This window comes from Calorimonas adulescens (assembly GCF_008274215.1).
Taxonomy (GTDB): Bacteria; Bacillota; Thermoanaerobacteria; order Thermoanaerobacterales; family UBA4877; genus Calorimonas; species Calorimonas adulescens.
The window spans coordinates 14,478-40,196 of sequence record NZ_VTPS01000015.1 but is presented as its reverse complement, the minus strand read 5'-3'; the positions used below and the strand labels follow the sequence as shown (position 1 = coordinate 40,196).

Here is a 25,719-nt window from a genome sequence, read left to right as displayed (position 1 = left end):
TAAAATTAATAATCTCCCCGAACATATAAACCCAAAAGAATAACCTTTATTTTCTCTATGTTTAATGACCTTAAACTCTCCATGTGCCCCGCTCCTTTATCTTTATGAGGATATTATTCCCAAAGCACTCTATTTCACTATTAATATGCACGTCAGGCGTACCCGTAAGTATCATGGCCTGGTAGAGCTCATCTGCATAGTTCTTCAAAAGCCATTTGACACCATCTATCCTGCCGCCGTGGGCAGCTATGGCTACCGGCCTTCCCACTATCACAGCATCAGCACCCAAAGCCAGCATCTTTAATACATCTACGCCAGACCTCACGCCGCCGTCCACAAAAATTGCCATTTTTCTTTTAAATTTCTCTGCTATTTCTGGGAGTACATCACATGTAGCCATGGCAGCCTCCAGCACCCTGCCACCGTGGTTGGAGACCACTATACCTTTTGCTCCGGATTCATAAGCAATCTTTGCCTCTTCGACCGTCATTATACCTTTAAGCACAACTGGCAAACTGGTAGAGGATATTATCTCCTTAAGCTCATCAGTGTTCTTTGGCCCTACCTCCTGTCCGCTCCTTACCATCAGGATAAGACCTGCTCCATCCACATCCATACCCACTGCCTTAGCACCAGCCTCTTCTGCAACTTTAATCTTCTCTATTACCTCTTTTACTCCTCTCGGTTTTATAAACACGATTGATGGCACGCCTGTATTTTTTATAGCTTCAATACCAGCATTAAACATGTTAGGATCTGGCCCATCCGCCGATGTATACATCAGTCTTAATTCCTTGCAAGCATTGGCCAGAATCGATGCAAACTCATATTCAGTAAAGTATCCACCAAAATTGCTTTTCATGCCTGCCATGGGTGCTGGAAGTACAGGAAAACTTACATTTTCGCCAAATATTTCCGAGGAAATATCAGGTTTTTTGACATTATGCAGTGTTTTCAGTTCCAGCTTCACCCTTGACAAAGCCCGTACATTCTCTATGAACCCTTCACCAGAACCTACGCCTCCTATCCCCGGCACCTCTCCAGCGCAGGCTATTCCGTCACATCTTTTGCACCCGCGGCATACATTATTCATGTTTATTCTGGCGTTTTTCCTCAATTCATCATAGTTCAACATGATCTCCTCCCGATTTTGGTTTTTCAAATATGGTATATATTCTACAAAATACCCCAATCATCCTTTTTTATTATTTATTACTTTATATTTTAAGATGTATATGCTATCATAAAGGAAAATCAGTTGATATAAAGGGATACTATGGACCTTTTCAAAAAAATTACAGGATTTCTTTGCCATGCAGGATTCGGTTCGTATTCCAAAAGAAGACAGTTCAAAGAGTCTGATGTGGATATCGCTGTATATCTAAAAGAGGGATATACCTTTGATGACATCACAATGTTATGGGGAAATCTGGAGGACATTACCAGAAAAGACGTCGACCTGATCATACTTAATAGTGCAAACCCAATAATAGCATGGGAAGCTATAAGGGGCAGCAAATTATTGATAAGAGATGAAGAACTATATATAAAGTATATGTTGGATATTTCCATGGAAGCAGAAGACCTTTCTAATGACCTCATGGATATATACAGAATGCGAAAAGAGGTGGTTAGCTTACATTCATTGATTACAAAACTGATAGAACAGCACGTCGGAATTTAGAAAGAATACTTGCAGAAAAACTTGCAAATATAGTAAGATTGCGGAACATTCTTGCGCATCAATATATCGATATAAAATGGGATTATCTAAAAAAATTTGCAGATACATACAGTAAAGATGTGGAAAAACCTGTGGAAATTGTTGATAATTTTATTAATTTATAGAAAGGGGTAAAAAAGATGAAATCAATTGTTAAAAACCCAAGTGAAGTGGCATGGGTAAAAAATCCAATTCATAAAGAAACCTATTTAAAGACCATACTTGATGAAGACGACAACGAGAACATATTGGTGAGGCTCGCAAGGATTATGCCCGGTGGTGAGATAGTCCCACACACCCACGAAAACCAGGAGACTTTCTATTTCTTAGAGGGGGAAGGCCTGGCCCTTGTAAACGGCGAGAGAATCAGGGTAAAAGAAGGCCAGCTCGTCAACGCCCCTGCAGGATGTGAGCATGGGGTGATAAACGACACTGATAAGGAAATACTGCTATATGCAGTGTTCTCACCACTAAAATAGATTAACCCTTAACATACTTCAGGATTATATTTACCAGCAATGGATACATTATAACTATTAAAATCCTCCTCACTGTCTGTATAACAACCACGGCAGGATGGTTCACATCATAGGACTCTGAAAGGATGATCATCTCCTGCATGCCGCCGGGTACACTGCCAAACAGGGAAGTAAAAAGTTCAACACCAGTGACTCTGGTTACAATAACCCCTGTCAGAAAGGTCTTCTCGTTTAAGTGTTCAGTAAATAGCAGTGGCCCCGGTTTGACACCTATCATCAGTAGAGTCTCAACCATAACAACAGTAGTAGCAGATCCTGGTATATCCAGTTGTACAGAAACCAAATATATATACAAAAAAAGAGCTGAGATCTCAGCTCTTTTTCGGTACTGCCTATTTAACACTTATCCCAGCCACAACATAGAAATACTATGAACAGAAGTATTATAATCCACCAGATGCCGCCACCAAATCCTTTTTCCTCCATCATGATTACCTCCTTGAATATTTTCTGATATATAATATTCATGATGGAGGATTTTTGTTAATATTATCTACTTTACTAATTCACCTATAAGCCCGGCACCTTTTTTAATGGCCTCGATGTTTGGCTCTACAAACCTTTCCTTAGCAGTATTTCCCCATACATGCCGTAGTGCATTAAAGAGGGATTCTAACTTTACAACACCTGTTTTTTGTACATATGCACCCAACATTATCATATTGGCCATTTTGGAATTTCCCATCTCATTGGCCATTTCATCTGCAGGCACATAAATAGCCTCGACATCTGTCCTTGATGCTTTAACATCTATCAGAGTAGAATCAATTACCAGCACCCCACCTTGTATAAGGTAACTTTCAAACTTTTCAAGAGATGGCCTGTTCATCACAATGACACCGGTAGCTTCTGAAATAACCGGTGAGCCGACAGGGCCATCAGACACTATTACATGGCAGTTGGCTGTGCCACCCCTCTGCTCCGGTCCATAGGACGGCATCCAGGAAACATTCTTGTCTTCTTCAAGACCCGCATAGGCCAAAAGCTGGCCTATGGTCATAAGACCCTGGCCGCCAAATCCAGCCATTATTACTCTCTCTTCCATTATTTCACCCCCCATGGAGATTTGAAGGTTGCAAGAGGATAATGTGGAATCATATTGTTTTTAAGCCATTTGATAGCCTCCACCGGTGTAAGCCCCCAATTGGTCGGGCATGTGGATAAGACCTCTACTATAGAAAATCCTTTTTTATCTATCTGTGTCTGAAATGCCTCCTTTATTGCCTTCTTTGCCTTCCTTATATTATTTATATCATGTACAGACACCCTTGCCACATATGCTGCACCCTCTAAGGTTGAGAGCATCTCGCATACCCTTATCGGGAATCCGTTAGCCTCTGGCTTTCTTCCATAAGGGGTGGTTGTGGTCACTTGCCCTAAAAGAGTTGTGGGTGCCATCTGTCCTCCAGTCATGCCATAGATGGCATTATTCACAAATATAACGGTGATGTTCTCCCCTCTGGCTGCCGCATGTACTATCTCTGCAGTGCCTATGGCTGCAAGGTCACCATCGCCCTGATAAGTAAAGACAATCCTGTCTGGAAGGACTCTCTTTATACCAGTTGCAACAGCAGGGGCCCTTCCATGGGCAGCTTCCTGCATATCACAATTGAAGTAGTTGTATGCCAGAACCGCACACCCCACCGGAGCCACACCTATTGTCTCGCCCAGCACGCCAAGCTCATTCAGGCTTTCAGCCACCAGGCCATGTATTATACCATGGGTACATCCAGGACAGTAATGGGTTACAACATCTGCTATACCAGCTGGTTTTTCATAAATCACTCTTGCCATTATCTAACACCTCCAAGGATATTTTTAACCTCAACCAGTATGTCCCTTGGATCAGGTATCATTCCTCCGGTCCTGCCATAAAAATGCACAGGTCTTCTGCCGTTTACAGCCAGTCTTACATCCTCTACCATCTGCCCCATGTTCATCTCTACCGATATATATGCCTTAGCATGAGCCGCAGTCTTGTCAAAAGGCTCCTGTGGGAAAGGCCACACGGATATTGGCCTTATAAGGCCCATTTTTATACCTTCCCTCCTGGCCATTTCCATGGTATTCTTTACTATCCTGGCTGTTGTACCAAAGGCTACAGCTATAATGTCGGCGTCATCACACTTATACATCTCATACCTTACCTCATTCTTTGCCATTTCGTCATACTTCTTCTTGAGGTCAAGGTTATGCTTTTCAAGCTTTGCAGGGTCGAGTTCCAGAGAATTTATAATATTTTTCCCCTGGTGATGCGCCATCCCGGTAGTCGCCCATGTCTTGGGTGGCAGCTTCCTATCTGACTTTTTTATATTATCCAGATCTACTGCCTCCATCATCTGACCCATCATGCCATCTGCCAGTATCATAACAGGATTCCTGTACTGATCTGCTATGTCAAAGGCCTCCTGCATTATCTCAACCATCTCCTGGATGGATTCAGGGGCTAAAACAACCATAAAATAGTCGCCATGGCCGCCGCCTCTCGTAGCCTGGAAATAGTCCGCCTGGCCTGGTTGGATGCCTCCAAGGCCTGGCCCGCCTCTCATTACGTTCACTATGACCGCAGGTATCTCAGCACCGACTATATACGAGATACCCTCCTGCATAAGACTTATGCCAGGACTGCTGGACGTTATCAGAACTCTGGCCCCAGCTCCACCAGCACCATATACCATATTTATTGCCGACACCTCACTCTCCGCCTGCAAGAACACGCCGCCCACCTCAGGGAGTCTCTCTGCCATATATGCTGATACCTCATTTTGAGGTGTTATCGGGTATCCAAAGTAAAATTTCGCACCAGCCCTTATAGCCGCTTCACCAAGGGCTTCATTACCCTTCATTAAAATTCTCGCCATTTTGATTCTCCCTCCCTTATTTACAATCTTTCAACCCTGATAACAAAATCAGGGCAGGTCATCCCGCAGAAACCACAGGCTATACATTTCTCCATGGCTCCATCCTTTATTTGGGAAAAATGGTAACCCCTGCTGTTTAATTTTGAAGACATCTCGATAATATCTACAGGACACACCGTAGTGCACAATTCGCAACCCTTACACCGTTCAGTATCAAAAATCACATTACCTCTTGCAGCCATTTAAAAATCCCTCCTTCTATTTCCATGGTGGTTTCATAAATAAATTAAGGGGAAAAAGCTTAACCTCAATATAATCAGGCAATTTCTCGAGTATTTCTTTCTTTCCGGAAATAAACTTGATGGGAAGACCAGTCTCTCTTGATACCTCTTCTGTCACTTTGTATCCATTTAATATATCATCTATTGTCGTGTCATCCATAAGATGGGTGTTGTTGACAAGGTGTGTAACCTTTATCCTTGAAGCCTTTTCTATTGCTCTGATACGCTTGATTATACCCTCTTTGGTTGAAGTAAATGGTCTGTTTACATTCACCACAAATATCATTTCATATGGTTCTTCCTGGAAATATTTATTGAACATTCCCAGTGCGGTAGCACCTATATCATCACCGCCAAGATCTACTACCGTATTCCATCTTTTGTCCTGCAATACTCCATAAATCTCTGGAGAAAGGGCAGGTATGTCAGCATTCATATACTCTTCCTCTGTACATACTACCCTTACATCGTAATCTTGTTTAAGGGTTTCCCTTTCTTCCCGCGACCTGAAATAGGGGTTTACTATATCTAAATCTACTAGGGCAACCTTATCCACTAATTTTTTCAGCTCTATGGCATAGTTTATTGATATCTCAGTCTTACCGCTCCCAAAATGCCCTGTAATCACTGTAAGCCTTTTATAATCCATCACATCACCTTCGATTCCTATTCGTAGGTTAAAGCTGCTTCTTCTCCTTTTAACACTCTTAAACCGCCCTGTGCAAGAGCTATCATCTCATCCTCTCCAGGATATTTCATAACAGGAGCAATAAATTTGACCCTATCAATTATCCAACCCAAAAACATGTCATCGTAAGCAATACCCCCTGTAAACACTATGGCATCTACATGGCCCTTTAACACAACAGCCATTGCTCCTATCTCCTTTGCCACCTGGTATGCCATGGCCTCGTAGACAAGTTTGGCTTTCTTGTCTCCTTTTTTTACCATATCGTGCACTTCCTGAGCGCTGTTGGTCCCCAGGTATGCGACCAGACCACCCTTGCCAACAATCTTTTTTTCCATCTCTTGCTTAGTATACTTTCCAGAATAGCACAGCTCTACCAACTGCAAGACAGGTAACCCTCCTGTCCTTTCAGGCGAGAATGGGCCTTCGCCGTTTAAGGCATTATTAACATCTATAACCCTTCCAAGGTGATGGGCACCTACCGAAATACCTCCTCCGAGATGGACAATAATGAGATCCAAATCCTCATATTTCTTCCCCAGATCCATAGCTGCCTTTCTGGCAATGGCCTTTTGATTCAAGGCATGAAATATACTGACCCTTGGAAGCTCTGGCATTCCTGAAATCCTGGCAATATCATCCAGCTCATCGACCACTACCGGGTCGACAATATATGCAGGAATTTTTAACGTCCTTGCTATCTCATGGGCTATAAGACCGCCAAGATTTGAGGCATGTTCGCCCTGCACACTCATCCTGAGGTCCTCTATCATCCTGTCATTTACTTCATACGTCCCGCTGGGTATTGGCTTTAATAGCCCTCCTCGTCCCACCACAGCGTCCAGGTCAGAAATAGAAAAACCTTTTTCTTCCAAAAGTTTTAGTATAGCATCCCTCCTGAACTCATACTGGTCAATAATGCGAGGATATTTTGAAATTTCTTCTGTACTGTGCCTGACTGTCTCTGTAAAAATGGGATTTTCATTTTTAAAAATCGCAATCTTTGTAGACGTGGACCCAGGGTTAATCGTGAGTATTGTATACACGTCTTTCAAACGTTATCCCCCTCTCTTTTTAAGATGTGTGGAATATTAAGATATAGCAGGAAGCCTAAATTCACGGTTCCTGCTATGAATGCGGTAGCACCTACAATCTGCCTCTCTTATCTTTTATATTATACCATAATATTTTTAGTAACAAAAAATATTTATATAATAGGCTTGTTTTAAAGCCGCGTTTGACGTTATACGACGCACTGTCAAGTTATTATAGTTATTTATCTTATATAGTTGTTCCTTACATTGGCAATAACATTTATCCTATTTTCTACCAATCTGTCAGCAGCCTTGTACGTTGGGATATTTTCCCTCTTTGAAATTTCTATAACATCCACTACAGCATCATACAGGGCCTCTACTTTTCTGGTAGCCTTATCTTTTCTGTATCCACCCGGTTCAAACTCTGCTGCCACGTTTATAACACCACCAGCATTGATTATATAGTCCGGTACATAGAGTATGCCCCTCTGCTGCAGCATATCGCCATGTTTATCCTCCTTAAGCTGGTTGTTGGCAGAACCGCCTACTATCTTACATTTCAACCTGTCAATGGTATCATCATTTATCACCGCACCCAAGGCGCAAGGAGCAAATATGTCACATTCCACTTCAAATATTTTATCTGCTTTTACAGCTTTTGCACCCAGTTCCTCAACTGCTCTTCTCACGTTATCTTCAAAAATATCTGTTACAATTAGCTCTGCACCAGCCTCTTTCAAAAGCTTGGCAAGATTATACCCTACGTTTCCTATCCCCTGTATGGCAACCTTCCTTCCTGTGAGATCGTCGCTACCATACACCTCTTTGCAGGCAGCCTTTATCCCCTGAAACACACCCAGTGCAGTAAATGGGGATGGGTCGCCGCTGCCTTCACCAAGACCTGCAACATATTTGGTTTCCATCCTTATATACTCCATATCCCTTACATTGGTGCCTACATCCTCAGCGGTTATATACCTGCCATTTAATGTCTGAATGAACCTTCCAAGTGCCCGGAAGAGTGCTTCAGATTTATCCTTTTTGGGGTCACCTATCACAACTGTCTTTGCACCACCGAGATTGAGCCCGGCAGCAGCATTCTTGTATGTCATGCCCTTTGCAAGCCTCAAGGCATCCATTATGGCATCATCTTCACAGGAATAGGTCCACATCCTGCAGCCACCCAACGCAGGCCCCAGTGTGGTGTCATGGATAGCAATAATTGCCTTCAGCCCTGATGCCTTGTCATGGCAGAAAACCACCTGCTCATAGTCATACTTTTGCATATAGCTGAAAAGTTCCATTCATAAATACCCCCTGTGATAAATTTATATCAAACCCGTATTGATTCTGATGTAAGAAGGCATTCTGCGAATGATAGCAGCATCCATGCCCCTGATCGTTCGTCCTGATACTCTAATAATTCGTGGCTGCGTTCCGCCGGGTACACCTCCATTCGGCGTCCTTGCCTCAGGTCGGCTCATCTGGCGTCCATGCCAGATGCCCCAGCTACACTTGCCACGAATTCAAGAGTATCATAGACTCTCTTTAAAGTCGTATTTGATGCTTGCTATCATTCTTCATAGACTTCTTACAGTATAATCATCATTGGGTTTGAATACTATTTTGAAGAAACCAGGGTTGCCAGTGCAATTGAATTTAACTTTGCCTCATCGCTGTCTGACCTGGAGGTAAGTATTATGGGTGCCTTAGCCCCCATCACAATCCCAGAAACCATCCCTCCAGCAAAATATGTTATAGCCTTGTATAGCACATTACCTGCTTCTATATCTGGTGCAAGAAGAATATCAGCCATACCCGCTACCTCACTGGTAATGCCCTTGTGCCTGGCTGCCTCAAGAGAAACTGCATTGTCGAGTGCTAGTGGCCCATCCACGATGATGTCCTTTAACTGTCCCCTGTCAGACATCTTGGCAAGTGCAGCAGCATCTAAGGTAGATGGCATGTCAGGATTTACCACCTCAACTGCGGCCAGTGCCGCAACCTTTGGCTTTGCTATGCCAATCTTTTCTGCCACCTCTGCAGCATTCTGTATGATATCTATCTTTGTCTTCAGGTCCGGCGCTATAACCATGGCTACGTCAGTCAAGAGCATCAGTCTGTCAAAACCTGGTATCTCAAACACAGCCACATGGCTAAGTACCCTGCCTGTCCTCAAGCCAATCTCTTTATCAAGAACAGCCCTCAAAAAGTCTGCTGTACCTATTATACCCTTCATAAGCATGTCAGCCTGTCCTGTAGATACTATTCTCACAGCTTCTCGAGCGGCTTCATTTTTATCTTTTATATCAACTATCTTGTAGTTGTTCAGGTCTATCCCCTTTTCTTCAGCTATCTCTCTAATCCTGTCAGCATCGCCCACCAAGACAGCGTCAGCTATATCCCTCTCTCTTGCACTTTCCACAGCTAAAAGGACATCATCATCCTGGGCACAGGCTACGGATATAACCCTTTTCTCAGTCCCTTTAAGCGTTTCTAATATATCATTAAAACTTCTCAATTTTTATCACCTCATCCTCATATATTTTTGGTTTCTCCTCACCATTTATTAATCTGAACACACCCTCAGCAAGAGACCTCAGTTCATCTTCTCCTGCCTCTATTATGACTGGTGCTATAAACCTCACCCTGTCTCCTATCAATGTAGTGATACGTTTTGAATAGGCACCCCCGCCGGTAAGGATTATAGCGTCTACCTTGCCATAAAGTACAGCAGACATAGAGCCTATCTCCTTGGACACCTGATAGGCCATGGCATTAAATATAAGTTCAGCATACCTATCTCCAGTCTCTATCCTATTTTCAACCTCCCTGATGTCGTTAGTGCCCAAATAGGCTGTAATACCACCATGCCCAACTATTTTTTTCTTCATCTGGGAATAGGTATACTTGCCTGAATAACATAGCCTCACAAGGTCCAACGCAGCTAATGAACCTGTCCTTTCAGGGGAAAACGGGCCACCCTCATTGGCATCGTTTACATCAATCTGCCTCCCACCCCTAAGTGCACTCACTGATATGCCGCCACCCAGGTGCACAATGATTAGATTTAGTTCAGCCAGCGGTTTACCCATTTTGTGGGCCACTTTCCTTGCTACAGCCTTTATATTCAGCGCATGAGCGTGACTCATCCTTGATATTTCAGGCATCCCTGAAATCCTTGCTATATCCTCAAATTCATCCACTGCAACAGGGTCGACTATAAATGCTGGAATGCCTGCCCTATCTGCAATATTTTTTGCAAGAAGCCCACCAAGGTTTGAGGCATGTTCACCACCAACTTGATTTTTAAGGTCTTCTACCAGCGCATCGGTCACAATATAAGTACCACCCGGTATAGGCCTTACCATGCCGCCTCTCCCCACAACGGCTTCAAAGTCTTTTATGTCTATCCCTTCTTGCTCCAGCCACTTCAATATGTCATATAGCCTCATCTCAAACTGCTCAATAACACTGTTATATCCCTTCAAGTCATCTGAAGAATAAGTAAGTACCCTGGATTTAAAGTTTTCCGCCCCTTTGAAGATGGCAACCTTGGTTGATGTTGAGCCAGGGTTAATGACCAGTATCATTTTATCCATAATATGTGCACTCCTATAACCTTATGGTCTTTATCTTAGCACCACCAGCTACCCTTTCATTCACAAACCTATCAGCAGTCTTATATGGGGTTATGTTCTCACTCTTTGCTATCTCAAATGCCCCAAGCAGATTGTCATATATCCTTTCCACATTGTGGGTAGCCCTCTTCTTATTAAACCCCTCCAGCTCATCAGCCGCCTGGATAGCTCCACCGGCATTTACGAGAAAATCCGGTGCATATAGTATACCTATTTTTACAATCCCCGTCTTTTTACACAAAAAATTTAAGTCTTAAAATCTTTTCATAATGTATAGATTCGACGAAATTCTAAAATTTCCTCCTAATCGTTAAAAAATTTTTGTAAGCTTTCTTTATAAGGAGGATATGCAATACCCTTTTCAGTTATGATGCCTTTTATAAGCTCTGCCTCCGTTATATCGAATGCAGGGTTGTAGACATCCACACCCTCCGGTGCAATCCTTTGACCCTTTACAGTGGTCACCTCTTCGTGGCTTCGCTCCTCTATGGGGATTTCTGAACCATTATTAAGGCTCATATCTACAGTGGAAAGAGGGGCAGCAATATAAAATGGTACGTTATTCCTGGCAGCCAGCACAGCTACAGAATATGTCCCTATCTTGTTTGCAGTGTCTCCATTCTGTGCAATACGGTCAGCGCCCACCACTACCATGTCTATCCTGCCCTGTTTCATTAGAAACCCGGCCATATTGTCCGCAATAAGGGTTACAGGTATACCATCTCTTTTTAGCTCCCATGCGGTTAGCCTTGCACCTTGCAGTAGAGGTCTTGTCTCATCGGCATATACATGCACTCTCTTACCCTTTTCATGGGCTGCCCTTATAACACCCAATGCTGTACCGTAGTCAACTGTAGCTAAAGCACCAGCATTACAGTGGGTAAGTATGTTAAAGCCATCCTTTATTAGGGTACTGCCATATTCACCAATTTTTCTGTTTGTTGCCACATCCTCCTCAGCCATCCTGTGTGCCTCATTGAGAATAGCAACCTTTGTGGCATCAACCCCTGCTGGCCTGGCCGTAATAGCAACACCCCTGACCCTCTCCAGTGCCCAGAAGAGGTTTACAGCCGTAGGCCTCGTGCTCCTCAATAGTTCATAAGACTCATCAAGTCTTTCATCGATATTCCCTTCACTGCAGTCCTTTATACCTAAGTAGAACCCATAAGCCGCTGCCACACCTATGGCCGGTGCCCCTCTAACCATCAGTGTCTTTATGGCATGGGCAACCTCATCGCAGGAACTTAGTTTAACTATCCTAAACTCCCCAGGAAGCAACGTCTGATCTATTATCATAAGTGAATTGTCTTCAAACCACAGGCTTCTCAAAATTAATTCCTCCCTCATTCAGTCTTAGTGTTTTCCATTATATCTATTACCACATCCTCGGCCACACTCATACCCTCGAGGGATATCCTGCCGAGATTTCTAATTGTGACCTCTGCATCTCTGTCAACAATCCCATTATACTCCGGTATGGATACACCTTCCAAAGCCAAATAGGCATTATCGAAGGCAGCGTCTATACTGGTCAACAGTTTAAAAGAACGGCCCTCCTTGCCTCCGTCGCATATCATTCCCGCCATATCTCCTATCATGTTGTTTATTGCAAGGCACATACTTTCAAAACTGCCATCCATAAGATAGCAGAGTGCACATTCAGTACAACCCATGGATGGCACCACCTGTTCCCGCAAAACCCTAACAAAGTCCATGAACTCCCACTCCCACTTTTATTCATAAAAAGAGTGCACACCTTATGTGCACCTTTGCACCTCATCATACCGGCATCTCAAGGCCGCAATCTCATTTTTAATCTCTTCCACAAGCTCTTCCGGTTCCAGGACCAGAGCACCACTACCATAGCCTAAGACCCATCTTTTTATCTCATTCAGCATGGACACCTCCTTTATGAATATGATGTCCCCATTCCCCTCTTCAACTATTTCATCTGCCCTGTACCTCTCAAATTCCTTCACGTATCTTGCTGCCTCACCTGCGAAACGGATTTTCACCAGATAATGTCCCTCTCCTCTAAGCCTGTCAAAGCTATATCTCCTGTACTCATCAAAGTTAAACCCATTCCTGTACTCAAACGTATTATTAGTCACCTTAAGGTCCCTTATCCGCGTCAGTTTAAACTCCCTTATCCCCTCATCATTGTGACAGTACCCCACAAGATAGTAATTTCCATCCCTGAAGTACACCAGATACGGGTCGACAATGCGCCTGCCTGTATAGTTGGAGGAGTAGGAATAGTAAACCATATCTACACTATTTTTATCTTCAACAGCATTCTGCAAGGTCTCTAAAAGATTCATGTCAGTCTTCTCATCGGGGATAAGATATCCACTATCTATCTTGAAGGTATCCTTTATCCTGTCTATATAAGTCCGATTTATTTCCGGGATTGATGCAATCATCCTGTCTATCAGTGTATATGCATCATCTGCAAGCTCCACTGTTTTTATCGGCTTAATCAGCTCTCTTAAGAAATAAAGGCCAAGGATCTCGGATACAGAAAATGTAACATCTTTTAAGGTATATTTATTTATAAAGTAGCGGGTATCTCTACCTTCTCCATCTTCACATACAGGCACATGGGCCTCACTCAGCGCATCCATGTCTCTCCTTATGGTTCTTGTAGAAACCTCTATCCCCATACTGTGAAACCAATTTTTTATCTCCTCAACAGTGAAACCCTCTTTCCTCTGAGAAAGGAAGGTAATAAGCAAAAGCTGCCTTTCAATTTCTCTTAAGTCTCCAGGCATTATGCCCGCCCTCCTATACCTCTATCTTCCTTATCATATCATAGAGTACCTTTTTGATCCTCTCATTGTTCTCTTCAAAAACCTTCAGCACCTCCTCATGGCTTACCGGTTTTATCTCAGGATGGCCCTCAAGCCCAGCATCATAATCTGTGATTATCGATATGTTTACATATGGGATATCCATCTCTCTGGCCAGGACACATTCTGGATACTGTGTCATGTTGATGACAGTGCCACCTATTGATGAAAACCATCTGCTTTCAGCTCTGGTAGAAAATCTAGGGCCCTGTATCACTACCATAACCCCTCCATCATGGACCTTAAGGCCGTTTTCTATGCAGACTTTGACAGCAAGCCTTCGCAGGTCCTCATCATACGGGTCTGCAAAGGTTATATGCTTTACTTCTGGTCCATTGAAAAATGTATCCTCCCTGCCCCATGTCCTGTCAATGAGCTGGTCCGGTATGCAAAAGTCACTGGGGCCTATCTCTGCTTTTAAGCTTCCGGAAGCAGTAGGCGCTATTATATACTTCACCCCAAGCTGCTTCATAGCATATATGTTGGCCCTGTACGGAATCCTGTGAGGCGGGTAGCGGTGGTCCTTCCCATGTCTGGGGATAAATGCAACAGATTTACCATCTACTTCAGCTATGGCAATGCTGTCGCTGGGCTTTCCATATGGGGTTTCCATCTCAATCTCCTCAACGTCATCAAGAAAGGAATACAGCCCAGTACCCCCAAAGACTCCTATGTCAGCTCTCTTCTCCATATCAATTCCTCCTCATCTGTAAAAAATTTATTATGTTAATATCCTCAAAGGCATCAGGCAATCAGGTTTGGCCTTTTAATTATAACTGCCTATCTTGCTACATCCACATGTATTACATCAGGCTCTATCGATTTTATGCTCACATCTTCAATATCCGGCCTTATTGAACCCACTATTTCGACATTGTATGAACCTGGCTCCGGTGATACCGTGGCCTTCAAGGTTATATCGTCAGCACTTATCTTTTCCACTGTCTTCGCTCGTCCTTCTACAACAACCCTGGCACCGGTAAAGTTATAGCTTAGCTTTTGTGGATCCTGACCAACCACCGATATATTATCTACGGTAAGCTCCTTTTCCGCAATGCTGTCTATATCAAGATTTACCTTGACCTCATTTGAATCGTCCTTTACTGAAATGCCGGGTGGAAGGTCAAGGGGGACGTTGTATGACACCTTATCCTTTAGCCCATTTATGTCAATGGGTTTGACACTGACCTCACTCACCTTTTCAACCGTATTTTTATCTCCAAGTATGGTTATTGTCTCAGGAACTATCTCGGCCTTAAACAACCTGTATCCCTTTGGCACTTCTCCTGTTGTTACAAGCTTAACCGCTACATCCTTCGCAAAAGAAACTGATAGGGAAACATATACCTCCTTAGGGGATATGGCAAGTCCCTTTACAGGCTTATTTGAAGGGTCCAGGAGCTGCACATCAAATCGGCCGCCATAGTTTTTGTCCAACTGATCTATGTCTATAGAGACCACTGCTCTCCTTACAGTATTCATCAACCTTTCTGGCCCTTTTACTGTCACGCTCCCGGGGTTAATATCACTTTCCTTGAGTACAAACCCCTCTTTTAACTGGCCTTCCTCTATTACCTCGACATCAAAATTCCGGCTTACCAGCCTGTCTACATCAACAGTTACCGTCTGAGGATTAACCGATACAAGGTCAATATTTGACGGTATCCCTGTCACCTTCACGGGGAGGGATATAGACCCCGGTCCGTCAACCTCGCCAAGATCCACAGACGCACTTATCTTAGACGAATTAAGCTTTAAAATGTCATTTCTTCTCCCCTTTATCCTTATATCCACCTCATCATCCTTTAACCCTTGAAGTATAAGGTCGGACTTAGCAAGTTTATCCTCATTGGAAAGTTGGACCGGTATGTTATTAAAGCTATATGTAATCTGCGGGTTTTCAACACCCATAACATATAGCCATAAAATGAATGCCACCAGAATACAAAAAAGTTTTAAAGGCAAATCCTTACTTATCATTTTTTCACCCACCTTGTCCAACTTGAAGCCTTGGGTTCCCTCTGCTTTATAAATATACTCTTCAATAATTCTTTCAGGGTTTTAGAATCTAAATACCTGGAGAGTCTTCCATTTTGCGCAATGGAGATAGTGCCTGTCTCTTCTGAGACTATGACAGCCACAGCATCCGAGACCTCGGTAATCCCTATGCCTGCATGATGCCTCGTGCCCAGTTCCTTGCTGAGGTTTGGATTTTCCGAAAGAGGCAAAAAACATGAGGCTGCCATAATTCTATCTCCCCGTATTATAACCGCACCATCGTGAAGCGGCGTATTGGGTATAAATATGTTTATAAGAAGTTCACTACTTAAAAGAGAATCCAGTTTTATACCAGTCTCAATCACGTCATTTAGACCCATCTCCCTCTCTATAATAATAAGGGCACCTATCTTGGCCCGCGACAGATATGCTGCTGCATCCACTATCTTGTCAATGGTGGACTCACCGCTATTCTCTTCATTTAAGAGAGTACGCCTTATAAACTCGCCCCTGCCCAGTGTCTCCAGTGCTTTCCTGAGCTCCGGCTGAAATACTATGAGGAGGGCTATTACACCTACAGTCATAGCATTCCTCAATATCCAGTTAATCGTCCGAAGACCCATCCAACCACTGGCCCAGGTTATAAACAGAAGCACAAAAAGACCCTTTACCAGCTGTTCTGCCCTGGAATTCCTTATAAAGACAAGTACCCTGTATAAGACATAGGCAATAATTGCCATATCAACAATATCAGCAATTCTGATCATCCGAAAAAGGTTTAATAAGTCCTGAAACAATCATATTCACCTCATTAGTTCTATATCATTTATATTATACCAATAAACTGGGGCTTTTGTATTAATTTTTTTTAAAAAGAGGGCCTGAGTTTAAGACTCAGACCCTCTTAATATTCTCTATGGCTTTGGACAGTTCTGTTATTGATACCGTCAGATTGTCCAGTTTGGCTTCAATCCTTACCAGAAGGTAAATGCTCACCACAATGGGAAAGCCAAGGTTTGCAATCTGCGAAAATATCTCATCCATCATATCACCTCAGCCTACTGTGGCAGTTCCACGTCTACAATGTCGGTAGTGACTATCTTAGCGCCAACAATCTCAGCAATGCTGCCACCATTAGCGTCAAAGATGTCGGATGCAAGTATCTCATCCATACAGTCTTTTATTTCTTCGGGAGAAACGTCATCCCTTATGTCATCCACATTAACCCTAAAGTTCCTGCCAAGGTCATTTTTAAAAGACATCTGAAGCTGTTTCACGGCTTCACCCCCTTCCTATCCAGTCCTTTTTAGGCCAGGCCGACAGTATTTACCCTCAGGAGACCGTCTACAGGATGGCTGCTCAAACCTGCAATTTTTGTCGCCACGCTCAGCAACTGCTCATCAGCCGCCGAAGTCTTAACCCTTGAATAGGTAACCGTCTTTGTCTGTTTCCTGCCATTTTCGTCGTTCCCCATAAAGTATCTTATCTGAAGCCTGGAATCTACTAACTCGCTCATGTTCTCACCACCTTTCACACATATATATAGGTGTGGGGTTGCACATATAGGTATATTAAAAAATAAAAGTATATTGTAGCTTTACAACATACTTTTTAAAAAACTAATTTATTTCTCTTATTCTTGCGCCTACCTGTTCCAGCTTCCCCTTCATGTCTACATATCCACGGTGTATATGCTGTATCTCTGTAACTTCAGTCTGCCTCTCAGCTACAAGGCCTGCCAGCACCAGGGCGGCACCGGCCCTCAGGTCTGTAGCCTTAACCTCTGCCCCTGTAAGGTTGTCCACCCCCTGCACCACTGCGCTCCTGCCTTCTATCTTGATATCTGCCCCCATCCTTTTTAACTCCGGCACATGCTGAAACCTGTTTTCAAAAACAGTCTCTATCACAATGCTTGTGCCCTGGGCAATAGAGAGCATTGCCATCATCTGGGGCTGAAGGTCCGTTGGAAACCCAGGATAGGGAAGTGTCTTGACATCCACATGCCTTATACCTCTTCTGCCGTCAACCACTATCTCATTTTCATTAATATCTATGGCCACTCCTGCCTCCGTGAGTTTTGCAACTATAGGCTTCAAGTGTTCAATCTCAACGTTCCTTATTACGACCCTGCCTCCCGTCATAGCTGCAGCAATCATATAGGTGCCTGCCTCTATCCTGTCAGGTATTACGGTATGGCTGGTACCTTTCAACCATTCTACACCTTCAATCCTGATGCAGTCAGTCCCTGCCCCCACTACCTTTGCGCCCATCTCGTTGAGAAAATTGGCAAGGTCAACTATCTCCGGCTCTTCTGCGGCGTTTTCTAATATTGTCACGCCTTTGGCCAGAATGGCCGCCATCATGATGTTCTCTGTGGCTCCCACACTGGGAAAGTCAAGATATATCTTGTTTCCTCTTAAGGCCTGAGCATGGGCCTCAACATATCCATGCCCCATATCTATTTCCGCCCCCAGTGCCCGAAAGCCTTTAAGGTGCAAGTCAACCGGTCTGCTGCCTATGTTGCATCCCCCGGGAAGGGCTATACGCACCTTGCCCTTTCTGGCTAAAATTGGCCCCATAACAAGAAAAGAGGCCCTCAACATGCGTACCAAATCATATGGAGCCTCGCATTTTATATTCTCCGTACCTTTTATATAGAGATTTTTCCCATCCTCATGGACTTCCAGTCCAATGGCCTTAATCATCCGCTCCATGACCAGTACATCCTCAAGTTTTGGTATATCCTCCAGTTTAATCTCCCCATTAGCGAGTATACAGGCAGCCATTATTGGCAGTACAGCATTTTTAGAGCCGCTTACATTAATGATTCCGTGAAGTGGTGGACTTTTTTCCACAATGAGCCTTCTCATTCCTGTCACCTCTTAGTAATCTGTAGTTATAACCGGCGTACCCAGCCACAGGTATGTCTTACCATCAGAATCTGAATACCTCATAGCCAGGTTTAAATTTATTTTTTCATTCCCCAGCTCTATATATTCACCCAATTTTTCACTATAACCGGTCATTGTCAGCATATCGTCATACAGCCGGTTTTTTGTGTATGAGGCATCAAGACTGCTCATTATGGAACTCACTATCGTATTCATGTCTTTTTCTGATAATTTTTTGTCAAAATGTCCTGTTAAGATAACCGATATCTGTGGCTTTTTTACTTTTAGCGCATCAAAGCACTTTTTCACCTCTTCATAGGCTTCACCTATATCCTCACTGCTGTCCTTGATGTAGCAGTTTACGATTAAATAACTCTCCGGTCCCGAGGGTAGATTGTAGGTCTGAATGGTGATGGCAAAAGCAGCGTCATTATCCTCGCCCTTCAGTGTAACCTGCCTATAGTCTTCTTCATCTATGCCGCTGATTCTGTAGATATTTTGATTGCCAATGCGTTGTGCCAGGTTTTCGACCGTCTCCTCCAGCAGCCTGTAGCCCATAAATTTTTCATTTAGCAATGAAAATCCATTTATTTCAGCCCCATCAAAAGCTGCACCGCTCCTCTCCAAGGCTTCTTTTATTGACACCTTCGATATATTGGCACCACCCACCTCAGGATAAACAAAAGCTGTTACAATTAAAAATAACAATGCCGGTACAATTAATTTCCTCATTTTTCCATCCTCCTGTTATAAATAAGGAGCGGAGGACTCTCGGATATATAAGGGGGACAATATATCCAAGCCTTCCACCCGCCCTCTAAGATAAATTATTTACCGCAATTGAGGAATTTATTCACCGGCAGTTTACTTTTTTCTTATTTTATCTCCTTTTTTAATATATTGATACATATTAAAAAATGTTCCTGTAACGCCCAGCAGTAAAAAGATTATTAAAAAAATGGGCTGTGTTTGAAAATTCAAGTCCAGTGCCCTGCCTAAAACTATACCCAGGATTATTGGCAGGCCAAAATACAGGCCAAGATATGTAAAAAGTGAAAGCATATCCCACATTTCAGGCCCTCCTTACCGGTTGAACTCCTCCGGTTTGGCCTTTGAAAAACCATAATAATTCAAAAGATATCCTGATATCCTTTTTGAGGCCTGGCCATCTCCATAAGGATTTACGCTGTTAGCCATAGCTAAATATTCTCTGGCATCAGATAAAAGTAGAGAAGCCTCCCTATAAATGTCCTTTTCCTCGAGGCCTACCAGCTTCACAGTACCCGCCTCCACTGCTTCTGGCCTCTCAGTCTCACGCCGCAACACCAGCACTGGTTTGCCCATAGACGGTACTTCCTCCTGCAGGCCACCTGAATCTGTAAGCACCATGTAAGAGCGGTAAAGCAGGTTATGCATATCATCTATGTCCAGCGGGTCAACAAGTACGCATCGGTCAAGACCGTCAAGCATAGAAAGCACAGTGTCCCTGACTGCAGGGTTTAGATGTACAGGATAGACCACCACCATGTCGCTGTACTCACGGAGCAGCCTCTTTATGGCACGGCAAATATTCTCCATCGGCCTGCCCCAGTTTTCTCTCCTGTGTGCCTCCACTACAACAATTCTCATTTTATCATAATCTATTTCATTCAGTGCAACCGTTTTAAAATAATAGTCCTCTTTTATTGTATATGGAAGTACATCTATTACAGTATTCCCCGTGACAAATATATTATCCGCTGCTACACCCTCTGCAATGAGGTTTTGCTTTGCCCCTGCAGTTGGTGCAAAATGGATATCTGCCAGATCGCCGGTAAGTTTCCTGTTCATTTCCTCCGGAAAAGGAAACCATTTGTCATGGGTCCTCAGACCAGCCTCCACATGGGCTACCTTGATTTTATGATAAAATGCCGCTAAAGAAGCAGCAAACGTGGTTGTGGTGTCTCCATGCACCAGCACCAGTTCAGGAGTGACTTTGCTGAATACCCCTTCCATGCCCTTAATGGCATTTACAGTAATGTCTGTAAGACTCTGTTTTTCCTGCATTATATTCAGGTCAAAATCAACATCAATACCAAATATACCAAGGACCTGGTCAAGCATTTCCCTGTGCTGTCCCGTAACACACACAATAGTCTCAAAGCTGTCATGCTTTTTAAGCTCTAAGATCAAAGGTGCCATCTTGATGGCCTCAGGCCTTGTGCCAAATACAGTCATCAGCTTTACCTTATGCATTTATGTTTTTCTCCCCTACAGGATTTAAAAGCCCCATACGCTTTGTGCCTATAAAGGCAGCAAGCAATACAGACAGTGTAAGCACCAATGACCACAGCGGTGATGCATTTGTGACAGCAATAGCCACCACTCCCAGTATCCCGCTTATGGCATAAAGTATGAGTACAACCTGCCTCTGCGTAAAGCCCATGTCCAGAAGCCTGTGGTGCAGATGACCTCTGTCAGGCTGCATTATAGGCATACCATTCTTTGCTCTTCTCACAATTGCAATGGCCGTATCAAATATGGGCAGGCCCATGGCCAGTACTGGTATAACTATGGCTATGGCTGTAGCTCCTTTGATAGTCCCCTGTATAGATATAGCCGAAAGTACAAAACCTAAAAAGAGAGAGCCCGTATCCCCCATAAATATCTTTGCTGGATTGAAATTGTGAGGCAGAAACCCAAGGGCTGCCCCAGCAACTATCAGCAGAAGCATGGCTGCTGTATCCCTTCCATTTAAAAGAGCTACCACAAACATTGTAACCGATGATATGGCAGAAATACCTGCGGCCAGGCCATCCAAACCATCTATCAAGTTAAATGTATTGGTTATGCCAACCACCCAGAAAACAGTGGCTGGTATGGAAAGCCATCCCAAATATATCATGCCATCTAAGGGGCTGGTCAGCCACTCTATCCTGAAACCAAAAAACACCAGCACCATGGCAGCTAATATCTGGCCTCCCATCTTGACGGTAGCAGAAAGACCCTTTATATCGTCAACTATGCCCATCACTACTATGAGGCTACTTGCCAGGATAAGCCCAACCGTCTTTATATCCATCGGCATAAATACAAGGGTGGATAAAACAAAGGCGGCAAATATGGACAGACCTCCCATCCGCGGTATTGGACGTGTATGAATCCTTCTCTCCTCACCGGGCATATCTATAGCACCTACCTTTATGGCTATTACCTTCGCCATAGGTGTAACCAAAAAAGCAATTAAAAATGCAAAAATCATAGGTAAGAGATACCTCACAGTTTATCACCTCATCTGCGGATATATATCCATATTTACTCCCGCTTCTTTAAAAAACTCTTCTGAAAGCTCATCGGGATAATCCTCTTTGTATACGACTCTGATTATACCAGCATTTATTATCATCTTGGTACAGGTAATACATGGCTTATGGGTACAATATATGGTAGATCCTTTTATATCTATACCATAGAGTCCGGCCTGTATAATGGCATTTTGCTCTGCATGCAGGCCACGGCATAGCTCCTGTCTTTCTCCTGAGGGTATGCCCATCTTATCTCTCAAGCACCCCGTTTCGCTGCAGTGGGCCATCCCACTGGGTGCACCGTTGTACCCAGTGGTAAGGATCCTGTTGCCTCTAACTATGATTGCCCCTACCTGTCTCCTGAGACAGGTGGAGCGGGTCTTTACTATATCCAGAATTTCCATGAAATAGTCATCCCATGAAGGGCGCATGTGTCAATCCTCACTTTGTACCAAAAAGCCTGTCTCCTGCATCCCCCAGGCCCGGTACTATATATCCATGTTCATTGAGTCTCTCATCTACGGCAGCTACATATATCTCCACATCGGGGTGTACTCTTGTCACCCTATCTATACCTTCAGGCGCAGCAATAAGGTTTACAAGTCTTATGCTGGTAGCCCCTCTGTCCTTTAAGAACCGAATCGCCGCCGCTGCTGAGCCTCCAGTAGCAAGCATTGGATCGAGCACTATGAGATCCCTCTCCCCTATATCTGTAGGAAGTTTACAGTAATACTCAACGGGTTCCAGCGTTTCTGGGTCTCTATACAGGCCAATGTGCCCAACCTTGGCTGTAGGCACCAGCTCTAATATGCCATTTACCATCCCAAGGCCCGCCCTCAATATCGGTATGATGCCAAGCTTCTTCCCGCTCATAACCTTGCATTTGGCAATACCCACAGGGGTCCTGACTTCTACCTCTTCTGTTGGAAGATTCCTTGTCACCTCATAGGCCATGAGCATAGCTACCTCCTCCAACAATTCTCTGAAATCCTTTGAGCCGGTGTTGATATCCCTTATAAGCGCCAGTTTATGTTGTATCAATGGATGATCAATAACGTGGACATTCTCACAGTAGTCGTACATCAGCATTCCTCCCCATGCAGGTATTTAGTTTCAATATCACTGATCTTTTCAATCCTTCTTGAGTGTCTGCCACCCTGAAACTCGGCATCCAACCACTGGTCTACTATCATATCGGCCAGGCCGGGCCCTGTTATCCTGCCACCAAGGCATATGATATTGGCATTGTTATGTTCCTTAGCATACCTTGCCGAAAAGCAGTCAGTAACATGAGCCGCCCTTATCCCTTTAACCTTGTTGGCAGCTATACTCATACCAATCCCTGTGCCACAGCACAGGATCCCACCATCAAACCTGCCATCTGCCACCGCTTCACCTACCCTCAGTGCATAGTCTGGATAATCCACAGACTCCTCAGAAAATATGCCAAAGTCCTCAACTTCAATACCACGTTCTAAAAGATGTTTCTTTATGCTCTCTTTCAGTGTGAATCCACCATGATCGCTCCCTATAGCCAGTCTCATGTTTTATACTCCCTTCTATTGTAAATTATCTGTCCTAATTTTTCCATAGGTTACACAAAAATTTAACCATTTTGTAACATATTTTTGATGCTATTGTAATGGCAACCTTAAGCAGCATCTATTTTAGATCGTCTATTTTGTCAATAACCCTTTCCAGTATCCCATACAGTTTCTTAAATGTCCTTTCGTACATATCTTTGCCCATGCCTATGGGGTCTTCTATTTCTCCATCCTCATCAACAAACTCAGTAATGGTAAAGGCCTTTTCCTGCGCATCCGGTGACAGCTTTATGACCTCGTCCTTGTGACGTTTTGACATGGTAAGGATTATTGAACTCTCATCTATCAGCGCTTTATTTATTACCTTCGACCTATGGCCCGAGATATCCACACCATGCTCTCCGGACACCTCTATGGCATATTGTGATGCCGGCAATCCCTCCTCCACAAACCCGCAGGAATCGACTTCAACGTTTTCTATCCCACGGTCCTTTAACATCTTCTTTAAAATACCTGCTGCCATCGGACTTCTGCACGTATTTCCCGTGCATACAAAAAGCACCTTCATTTTTCACCCACCTTTATAATTCTATACCCAGCCGCCTTTTTCATGCGGTTCATTATGGCCAGGCCCAACCCTTCTTCGTCAACAGCCTCTGCATATGCCTTGTCTACACCAAGTTCGTCTAACCTTCTTAAGGCATCAAAAATCCTGCTGGATATGGAAAGTTTGTCCTTCTGTGAGCCAATCGGCACTACCATTATATCATACAATCCTGATGTTTCATCACTGGCCAGGACAGCTACTTTTTTGCCCTCTGCCATATCCTCTTTGGCCAGTCTGTTTACTTCTGCTGCTACCATTTCAGACGGGCCGGCAACAATTACCACATCTGCATCAGGCGAATAGTGTGTATACTTCATTCCTGGTGCTTTAGCCACAAGATTTTTATCCGGTTTTCTTAAAACGGCCGGGTCTATCTCTACCTTCCCAAGGACGGATTGCAGTTCTTCAAAAGTAACCCCACCTGGCCTTAATATCACTGGCACATCCCCTGTGACATCTACAACTGTAGACTCCACTCCTATATCGCATATCCCGTCAGCTATTATAACATCAACCCTGCCGTCCATATCATGTATAACATGTTCAGGCCTCGTAGGGCTTGGCTTCCCTGAAAGGTTAGCACTGGGTGCAGCCACCGGGACGCCGGCCAGCTTTATAAGCCTTGAGGCAATCTTGTGAGATGGCATCCTTATGCCAACCGTATCCAGCCCTGCAGTCACCTCATCTGGTATGGCTGTGGATTTTTTCATTACAATTGTTATAGGCCCGGGCATAAACCGGTGTATAAGCGTTTCAGCTGCTTCATTTATTTCAGCAACAAGAGGAAAAATGCCCTCATAGTCTGCCACATGGACAATCAGTGGATTATCACTGGGTCTTCCCTTGGCCCGGAATATCTTCTTCACTGCTTTACTGTCCAATGCATTTGCTCCCAAACCATAAACCGTCTCTGTAGGAAAGGCGGCAATGCCGCCATCTCTTAAAACCTTAGCCGCTTTAAAAAGCAGGTTATCGTCAATATTATTTTCATCAATCCAGTAAATCTCAGTCATCTACAACATCTCCGTAATTATTATCCCGAGTATTATGCCAAAGAGTATGCCAACGGCTGTGAGCCTTCCCTTGTGGAGGTCTCTTGCCATGGGGAACATTTCGTCGCATGTTATATACAGCATGCACCCTGCTGCTATCCCCATATTTAAAGCAATCAGGTCAGGTGATATTTCACCCAGATATGCACCTATAAAAGCACCAATTCCTGTTGGTATCCCTGATAATATGGTATAATAAAGTACCATAGCTCCTCTCATACCCCCTGCCATGAGAGGAGCTGCCATGGAAAGCCCTTCGGGGAAGTCATGCAGTCCAATCACCAGAGCCATACTCAGGCCCACGCTTTGAGATGCAGCGAAAGAGGAACCTACGGCCAGGCCCTCAGGCAGATTATGCAGTGCTATAGCTACACCCATCAAAAGACCCGTCCTCAAATACTCAAAGCCCTGGTTGCCATTCTGCTCCTGCATCTTTTGCTCCATTATCATAACAATAATAACACCAATGACTACTCCTATCAAGGTATAACTAAGGCCTGATATATCAAATGCCTCAGGCAGCAGGTCAAAGCAGACCACAGAAAGCATAAGCCCGCCGGAAACTGCTATGGCCAGGCCTAAAAACCTTCTCGATGGATTTCTGTAAAAAAGAGCAACTGTGCCACCAAGTCCTGTACCGATTGTACCTATAAAAAGTCCCATCAGCGAAATAGACAAAGGATCCATGTTAACACCTCACCTTAATCTATTCGCAGATGGGATT

35 protein-coding genes are annotated in these 25,719 nt (G+C 43.9%); 3 read left to right on the top strand and 32 right to left on the bottom strand.

All coding sequences use genetic code 11. From position 1 onward, the window contains the following. Positions 1-70 precede the first annotated feature (70 nt). A complete protein-coding gene (locus FWJ32_RS09850) occupies positions 71-1,132 on the bottom strand; it encodes an alpha-hydroxy-acid oxidizing protein (RefSeq protein WP_149545789.1) in 1,062 nt (353 codons plus the stop codon). A gap of 144 nt (positions 1,133-1,276) precedes the next feature. Here FWJ32_RS09850 and mntA point away from each other — a divergent pair, with 144 nt between their 5' ends. Genes mntA through FWJ32_RS09840 form a run of 3 tightly spaced genes read left to right on the top strand, consistent with a single transcriptional unit; the run spans position 1,277 to position 2,202 of the window. Further along, positions 1,277-1,684: a type VII toxin-antitoxin system MntA family adenylyltransferase antitoxin gene (gene mntA, locus FWJ32_RS09845; RefSeq protein ID WP_149545788.1), complete on the top strand. Its 408-nt coding sequence runs from the start codon at positions 1,277-1,279 to the stop codon at positions 1,682-1,684. After that, positions 1,645-1,848: a HepT-like ribonuclease domain-containing protein gene (locus FWJ32_RS13895; RefSeq protein WP_420837950.1), complete on the top strand. Its 204-nt coding sequence runs from the start codon at positions 1,645-1,647 to the stop codon at positions 1,846-1,848. The genes mntA and FWJ32_RS13895 overlap by 40 nt, the downstream gene beginning before the upstream one ends. A 15-nt stretch (positions 1,849-1,863) precedes the next feature. Next, on the top strand, positions 1,864-2,202 hold the full coding sequence (locus tag FWJ32_RS09840; RefSeq protein WP_149545787.1) for a cupin domain-containing protein: 339 nt from the start codon (positions 1,864-1,866) through the stop codon (positions 2,200-2,202). A gap of 1 nt (position 2,203) precedes the next feature. Here FWJ32_RS09840 and FWJ32_RS09835 read toward each other — a convergent pair whose 3' ends face one another. The 31 genes from FWJ32_RS09835 to FWJ32_RS09685 form a co-directional block, all read right to left on the bottom strand. Then, positions 2,204-2,605: an AbrB family transcriptional regulator gene (locus tag FWJ32_RS09835; protein WP_203227672.1), complete on the bottom strand. Its 402-nt coding sequence runs from the start codon at positions 2,603-2,605 to the stop codon at positions 2,204-2,206. A gap of 150 nt (positions 2,606-2,755) precedes the next feature. Beyond that, the gene (locus FWJ32_RS09830; RefSeq protein ID WP_149545785.1) at positions 2,756-3,307 is read right to left on the bottom strand and encodes a 2-oxoacid:acceptor oxidoreductase family protein; all 552 of its coding nucleotides are present in this window, start codon (positions 3,305-3,307) and stop codon (positions 2,756-2,758) included. Continuing rightward, a complete protein-coding gene (locus FWJ32_RS09825; protein ID WP_149545784.1) occupies positions 3,307-4,056 on the bottom strand; it encodes a thiamine pyrophosphate-dependent enzyme in 750 nt (249 codons plus the stop codon). The genes FWJ32_RS09830 and FWJ32_RS09825 overlap by 1 nt, the downstream gene beginning before the upstream one ends. Beyond that, a complete protein-coding gene (locus tag FWJ32_RS09820) occupies positions 4,056-5,123 on the bottom strand; it encodes a 3-methyl-2-oxobutanoate dehydrogenase subunit VorB (RefSeq protein ID WP_149545783.1) in 1,068 nt (355 codons plus the stop codon). The genes FWJ32_RS09825 and FWJ32_RS09820 overlap by 1 nt, the downstream gene beginning before the upstream one ends. Positions 5,124-5,143: 20 nt before the next feature. Then, entirely contained in the window at positions 5,144-5,365 is a 222-nt protein-coding gene (locus tag FWJ32_RS09815) for a 4Fe-4S dicluster domain-containing protein (protein WP_149545782.1), read from the bottom strand. Positions 5,366-5,381: 16 nt separating this feature from the next. Further along, positions 5,382-6,053 carry a hypothetical protein gene (locus FWJ32_RS09810; RefSeq protein WP_149545781.1) on the bottom strand — a complete coding sequence of 224 codons (672 nt, stop codon included), beginning with the start codon at positions 6,051-6,053 and terminating at the stop codon, positions 5,382-5,384. Between the two features lie 17 nt (positions 6,054-6,070). After that, positions 6,071-7,138: a butyrate kinase gene (gene buk, locus FWJ32_RS09805; protein ID WP_149545816.1), complete on the bottom strand. Its 1,068-nt coding sequence runs from the start codon at positions 7,136-7,138 to the stop codon at positions 6,071-6,073. A gap of 230 nt (positions 7,139-7,368) precedes the next feature. Then, complete coding sequence (locus tag FWJ32_RS09800) at positions 7,369-8,433, bottom strand: Glu/Leu/Phe/Val family dehydrogenase (RefSeq protein WP_149545780.1); 1,065 nt, start codon at positions 8,431-8,433, stop codon at positions 7,369-7,371. 317 nt (positions 8,434-8,750) lie between these two features. Beyond that, the gene (ptb, locus tag FWJ32_RS09795) at positions 8,751-9,650 is read right to left on the bottom strand and encodes a phosphate butyryltransferase (protein WP_149545779.1); all 900 of its coding nucleotides are present in this window, start codon (positions 9,648-9,650) and stop codon (positions 8,751-8,753) included. Next, a complete protein-coding gene (buk, locus tag FWJ32_RS09790) occupies positions 9,637-10,731 on the bottom strand; it encodes a butyrate kinase (protein ID WP_149545778.1) in 1,095 nt (364 codons plus the stop codon). The genes ptb and buk (FWJ32_RS09790) overlap by 14 nt, the downstream gene beginning before the upstream one ends. A 13-nt stretch (positions 10,732-10,744) precedes the next feature. Further along, complete coding sequence (locus tag FWJ32_RS09785) at positions 10,745-11,011, bottom strand: Rossmann-fold NAD(P)-binding domain-containing protein (protein ID WP_149545777.1); 267 nt, start codon at positions 11,009-11,011, stop codon at positions 10,745-10,747. A 62-nt stretch (positions 11,012-11,073) separates the two neighbouring features. Continuing rightward, the gene (mtnA, locus tag FWJ32_RS09780) at positions 11,074-12,117 is read right to left on the bottom strand and encodes an S-methyl-5-thioribose-1-phosphate isomerase (RefSeq protein ID WP_149545776.1); all 1,044 of its coding nucleotides are present in this window, start codon (positions 12,115-12,117) and stop codon (positions 11,074-11,076) included. Further along, complete coding sequence (locus FWJ32_RS09775; RefSeq protein ID WP_149545775.1) at positions 12,114-12,485, bottom strand: L-serine ammonia-lyase, iron-sulfur-dependent, subunit alpha; 372 nt, start codon at positions 12,483-12,485, stop codon at positions 12,114-12,116. The genes mtnA and FWJ32_RS09775 overlap by 4 nt, the downstream gene beginning before the upstream one ends. A gap of 42 nt (positions 12,486-12,527) precedes the next feature. After that, positions 12,528-13,541, bottom strand: coding sequence for a helix-turn-helix transcriptional regulator (locus tag FWJ32_RS09770; RefSeq protein ID WP_149545774.1), 1,014 nt, complete (start codon positions 13,539-13,541; stop codon positions 12,528-12,530). Between the two features lie 13 nt (positions 13,542-13,554). Then, complete coding sequence (locus FWJ32_RS09765) at positions 13,555-14,310, bottom strand: S-methyl-5'-thioadenosine phosphorylase (protein WP_149545773.1); 756 nt, start codon at positions 14,308-14,310, stop codon at positions 13,555-13,557. A gap of 89 nt (positions 14,311-14,399) precedes the next feature. Beyond that, positions 14,400-15,599: a CdaR family protein gene (locus FWJ32_RS09760; protein WP_149545772.1), complete on the bottom strand. Its 1,200-nt coding sequence runs from the start codon at positions 15,597-15,599 to the stop codon at positions 14,400-14,402. Then, complete coding sequence (gene cdaA / locus FWJ32_RS09755; RefSeq protein WP_149545771.1) at positions 15,596-16,414, bottom strand: diadenylate cyclase CdaA; 819 nt, start codon at positions 16,412-16,414, stop codon at positions 15,596-15,598. Before cdaA ends, FWJ32_RS09760 begins: the two co-directional genes overlap by 4 nt. A gap of 97 nt (positions 16,415-16,511) precedes the next feature. Beyond that, a complete protein-coding gene (locus tag FWJ32_RS09750; RefSeq protein WP_149545770.1) occupies positions 16,512-16,661 on the bottom strand; it encodes a YvrJ family protein in 150 nt (49 codons plus the stop codon). A gap of 14 nt (positions 16,662-16,675) precedes the next feature. Further along, entirely contained in the window at positions 16,676-16,894 is a 219-nt protein-coding gene (locus tag FWJ32_RS09745) for a DUF2922 domain-containing protein (protein ID WP_149545769.1), read from the bottom strand. 29 nt (positions 16,895-16,923) lie between these two features. After that, positions 16,924-17,133 (bottom strand): DUF1659 domain-containing protein, encoded by a 210-nt coding sequence (locus FWJ32_RS09740; protein WP_149545768.1) that lies wholly within the window; start codon positions 17,131-17,133, stop codon positions 16,924-16,926. 103 nt (positions 17,134-17,236) lie between these two features. After that, entirely contained in the window at positions 17,237-18,487 is a 1,251-nt protein-coding gene (gene murA / locus FWJ32_RS09735) for a UDP-N-acetylglucosamine 1-carboxyvinyltransferase (protein ID WP_149545767.1), read from the bottom strand. A gap of 12 nt (positions 18,488-18,499) precedes the next feature. Then, positions 18,500-19,240 carry a YwmB family TATA-box binding protein gene (locus FWJ32_RS09730; protein ID WP_149545766.1) on the bottom strand — a complete coding sequence of 247 codons (741 nt, stop codon included), beginning with the start codon at positions 19,238-19,240 and terminating at the stop codon, positions 18,500-18,502. Positions 19,241-19,372: 132 nt separating this feature from the next. Further along, positions 19,373-19,579, bottom strand: coding sequence for an AtpZ/AtpI family protein (locus tag FWJ32_RS09725; RefSeq protein ID WP_149545765.1), 207 nt, complete (start codon positions 19,577-19,579; stop codon positions 19,373-19,375). Between the two features lie 12 nt (positions 19,580-19,591). Further along, positions 19,592-20,743: a non-hydrolyzing UDP-N-acetylglucosamine 2-epimerase gene (wecB, locus tag FWJ32_RS09720; protein WP_149545764.1), complete on the bottom strand. Its 1,152-nt coding sequence runs from the start codon at positions 20,741-20,743 to the stop codon at positions 19,592-19,594. Next, positions 20,736-21,767 carry a glycosyltransferase family 4 protein gene (locus FWJ32_RS09715; protein WP_238988849.1) on the bottom strand — a complete coding sequence of 344 codons (1,032 nt, stop codon included), beginning with the start codon at positions 21,765-21,767 and terminating at the stop codon, positions 20,736-20,738. The genes wecB and FWJ32_RS09715 overlap by 8 nt, the downstream gene beginning before the upstream one ends. 6 nt (positions 21,768-21,773) lie before the next feature. Further along, entirely contained in the window at positions 21,774-22,223 is a 450-nt protein-coding gene (locus tag FWJ32_RS09710; RefSeq protein ID WP_149545763.1) for a deoxycytidylate deaminase, read from the bottom strand. Between the two features lie 10 nt (positions 22,224-22,233). Continuing rightward, complete coding sequence (gene upp, locus FWJ32_RS09705; protein WP_149545762.1) at positions 22,234-22,875, bottom strand: uracil phosphoribosyltransferase; 642 nt, start codon at positions 22,873-22,875, stop codon at positions 22,234-22,236. Then, entirely contained in the window at positions 22,875-23,336 is a 462-nt protein-coding gene (gene rpiB / locus FWJ32_RS09700; protein ID WP_149545761.1) for a ribose 5-phosphate isomerase B, read from the bottom strand. Before rpiB ends, upp begins: the two co-directional genes overlap by 1 nt. Positions 23,337-23,454: 118 nt before the next feature. Continuing rightward, the gene (locus FWJ32_RS09695; RefSeq protein ID WP_149545760.1) at positions 23,455-23,904 is read right to left on the bottom strand and encodes a low molecular weight protein arginine phosphatase; all 450 of its coding nucleotides are present in this window, start codon (positions 23,902-23,904) and stop codon (positions 23,455-23,457) included. Continuing rightward, entirely contained in the window at positions 23,901-24,956 is a 1,056-nt protein-coding gene (locus FWJ32_RS09690; protein WP_149545759.1) for an L-threonylcarbamoyladenylate synthase, read from the bottom strand. The genes FWJ32_RS09695 and FWJ32_RS09690 overlap by 4 nt, the downstream gene beginning before the upstream one ends. Beyond that, positions 24,957-25,682: a ZIP family metal transporter gene (locus FWJ32_RS09685; protein WP_149545758.1), complete on the bottom strand. Its 726-nt coding sequence runs from the start codon at positions 25,680-25,682 to the stop codon at positions 24,957-24,959. Between the last annotated feature and the right edge of the window lie 37 nt (positions 25,683-25,719).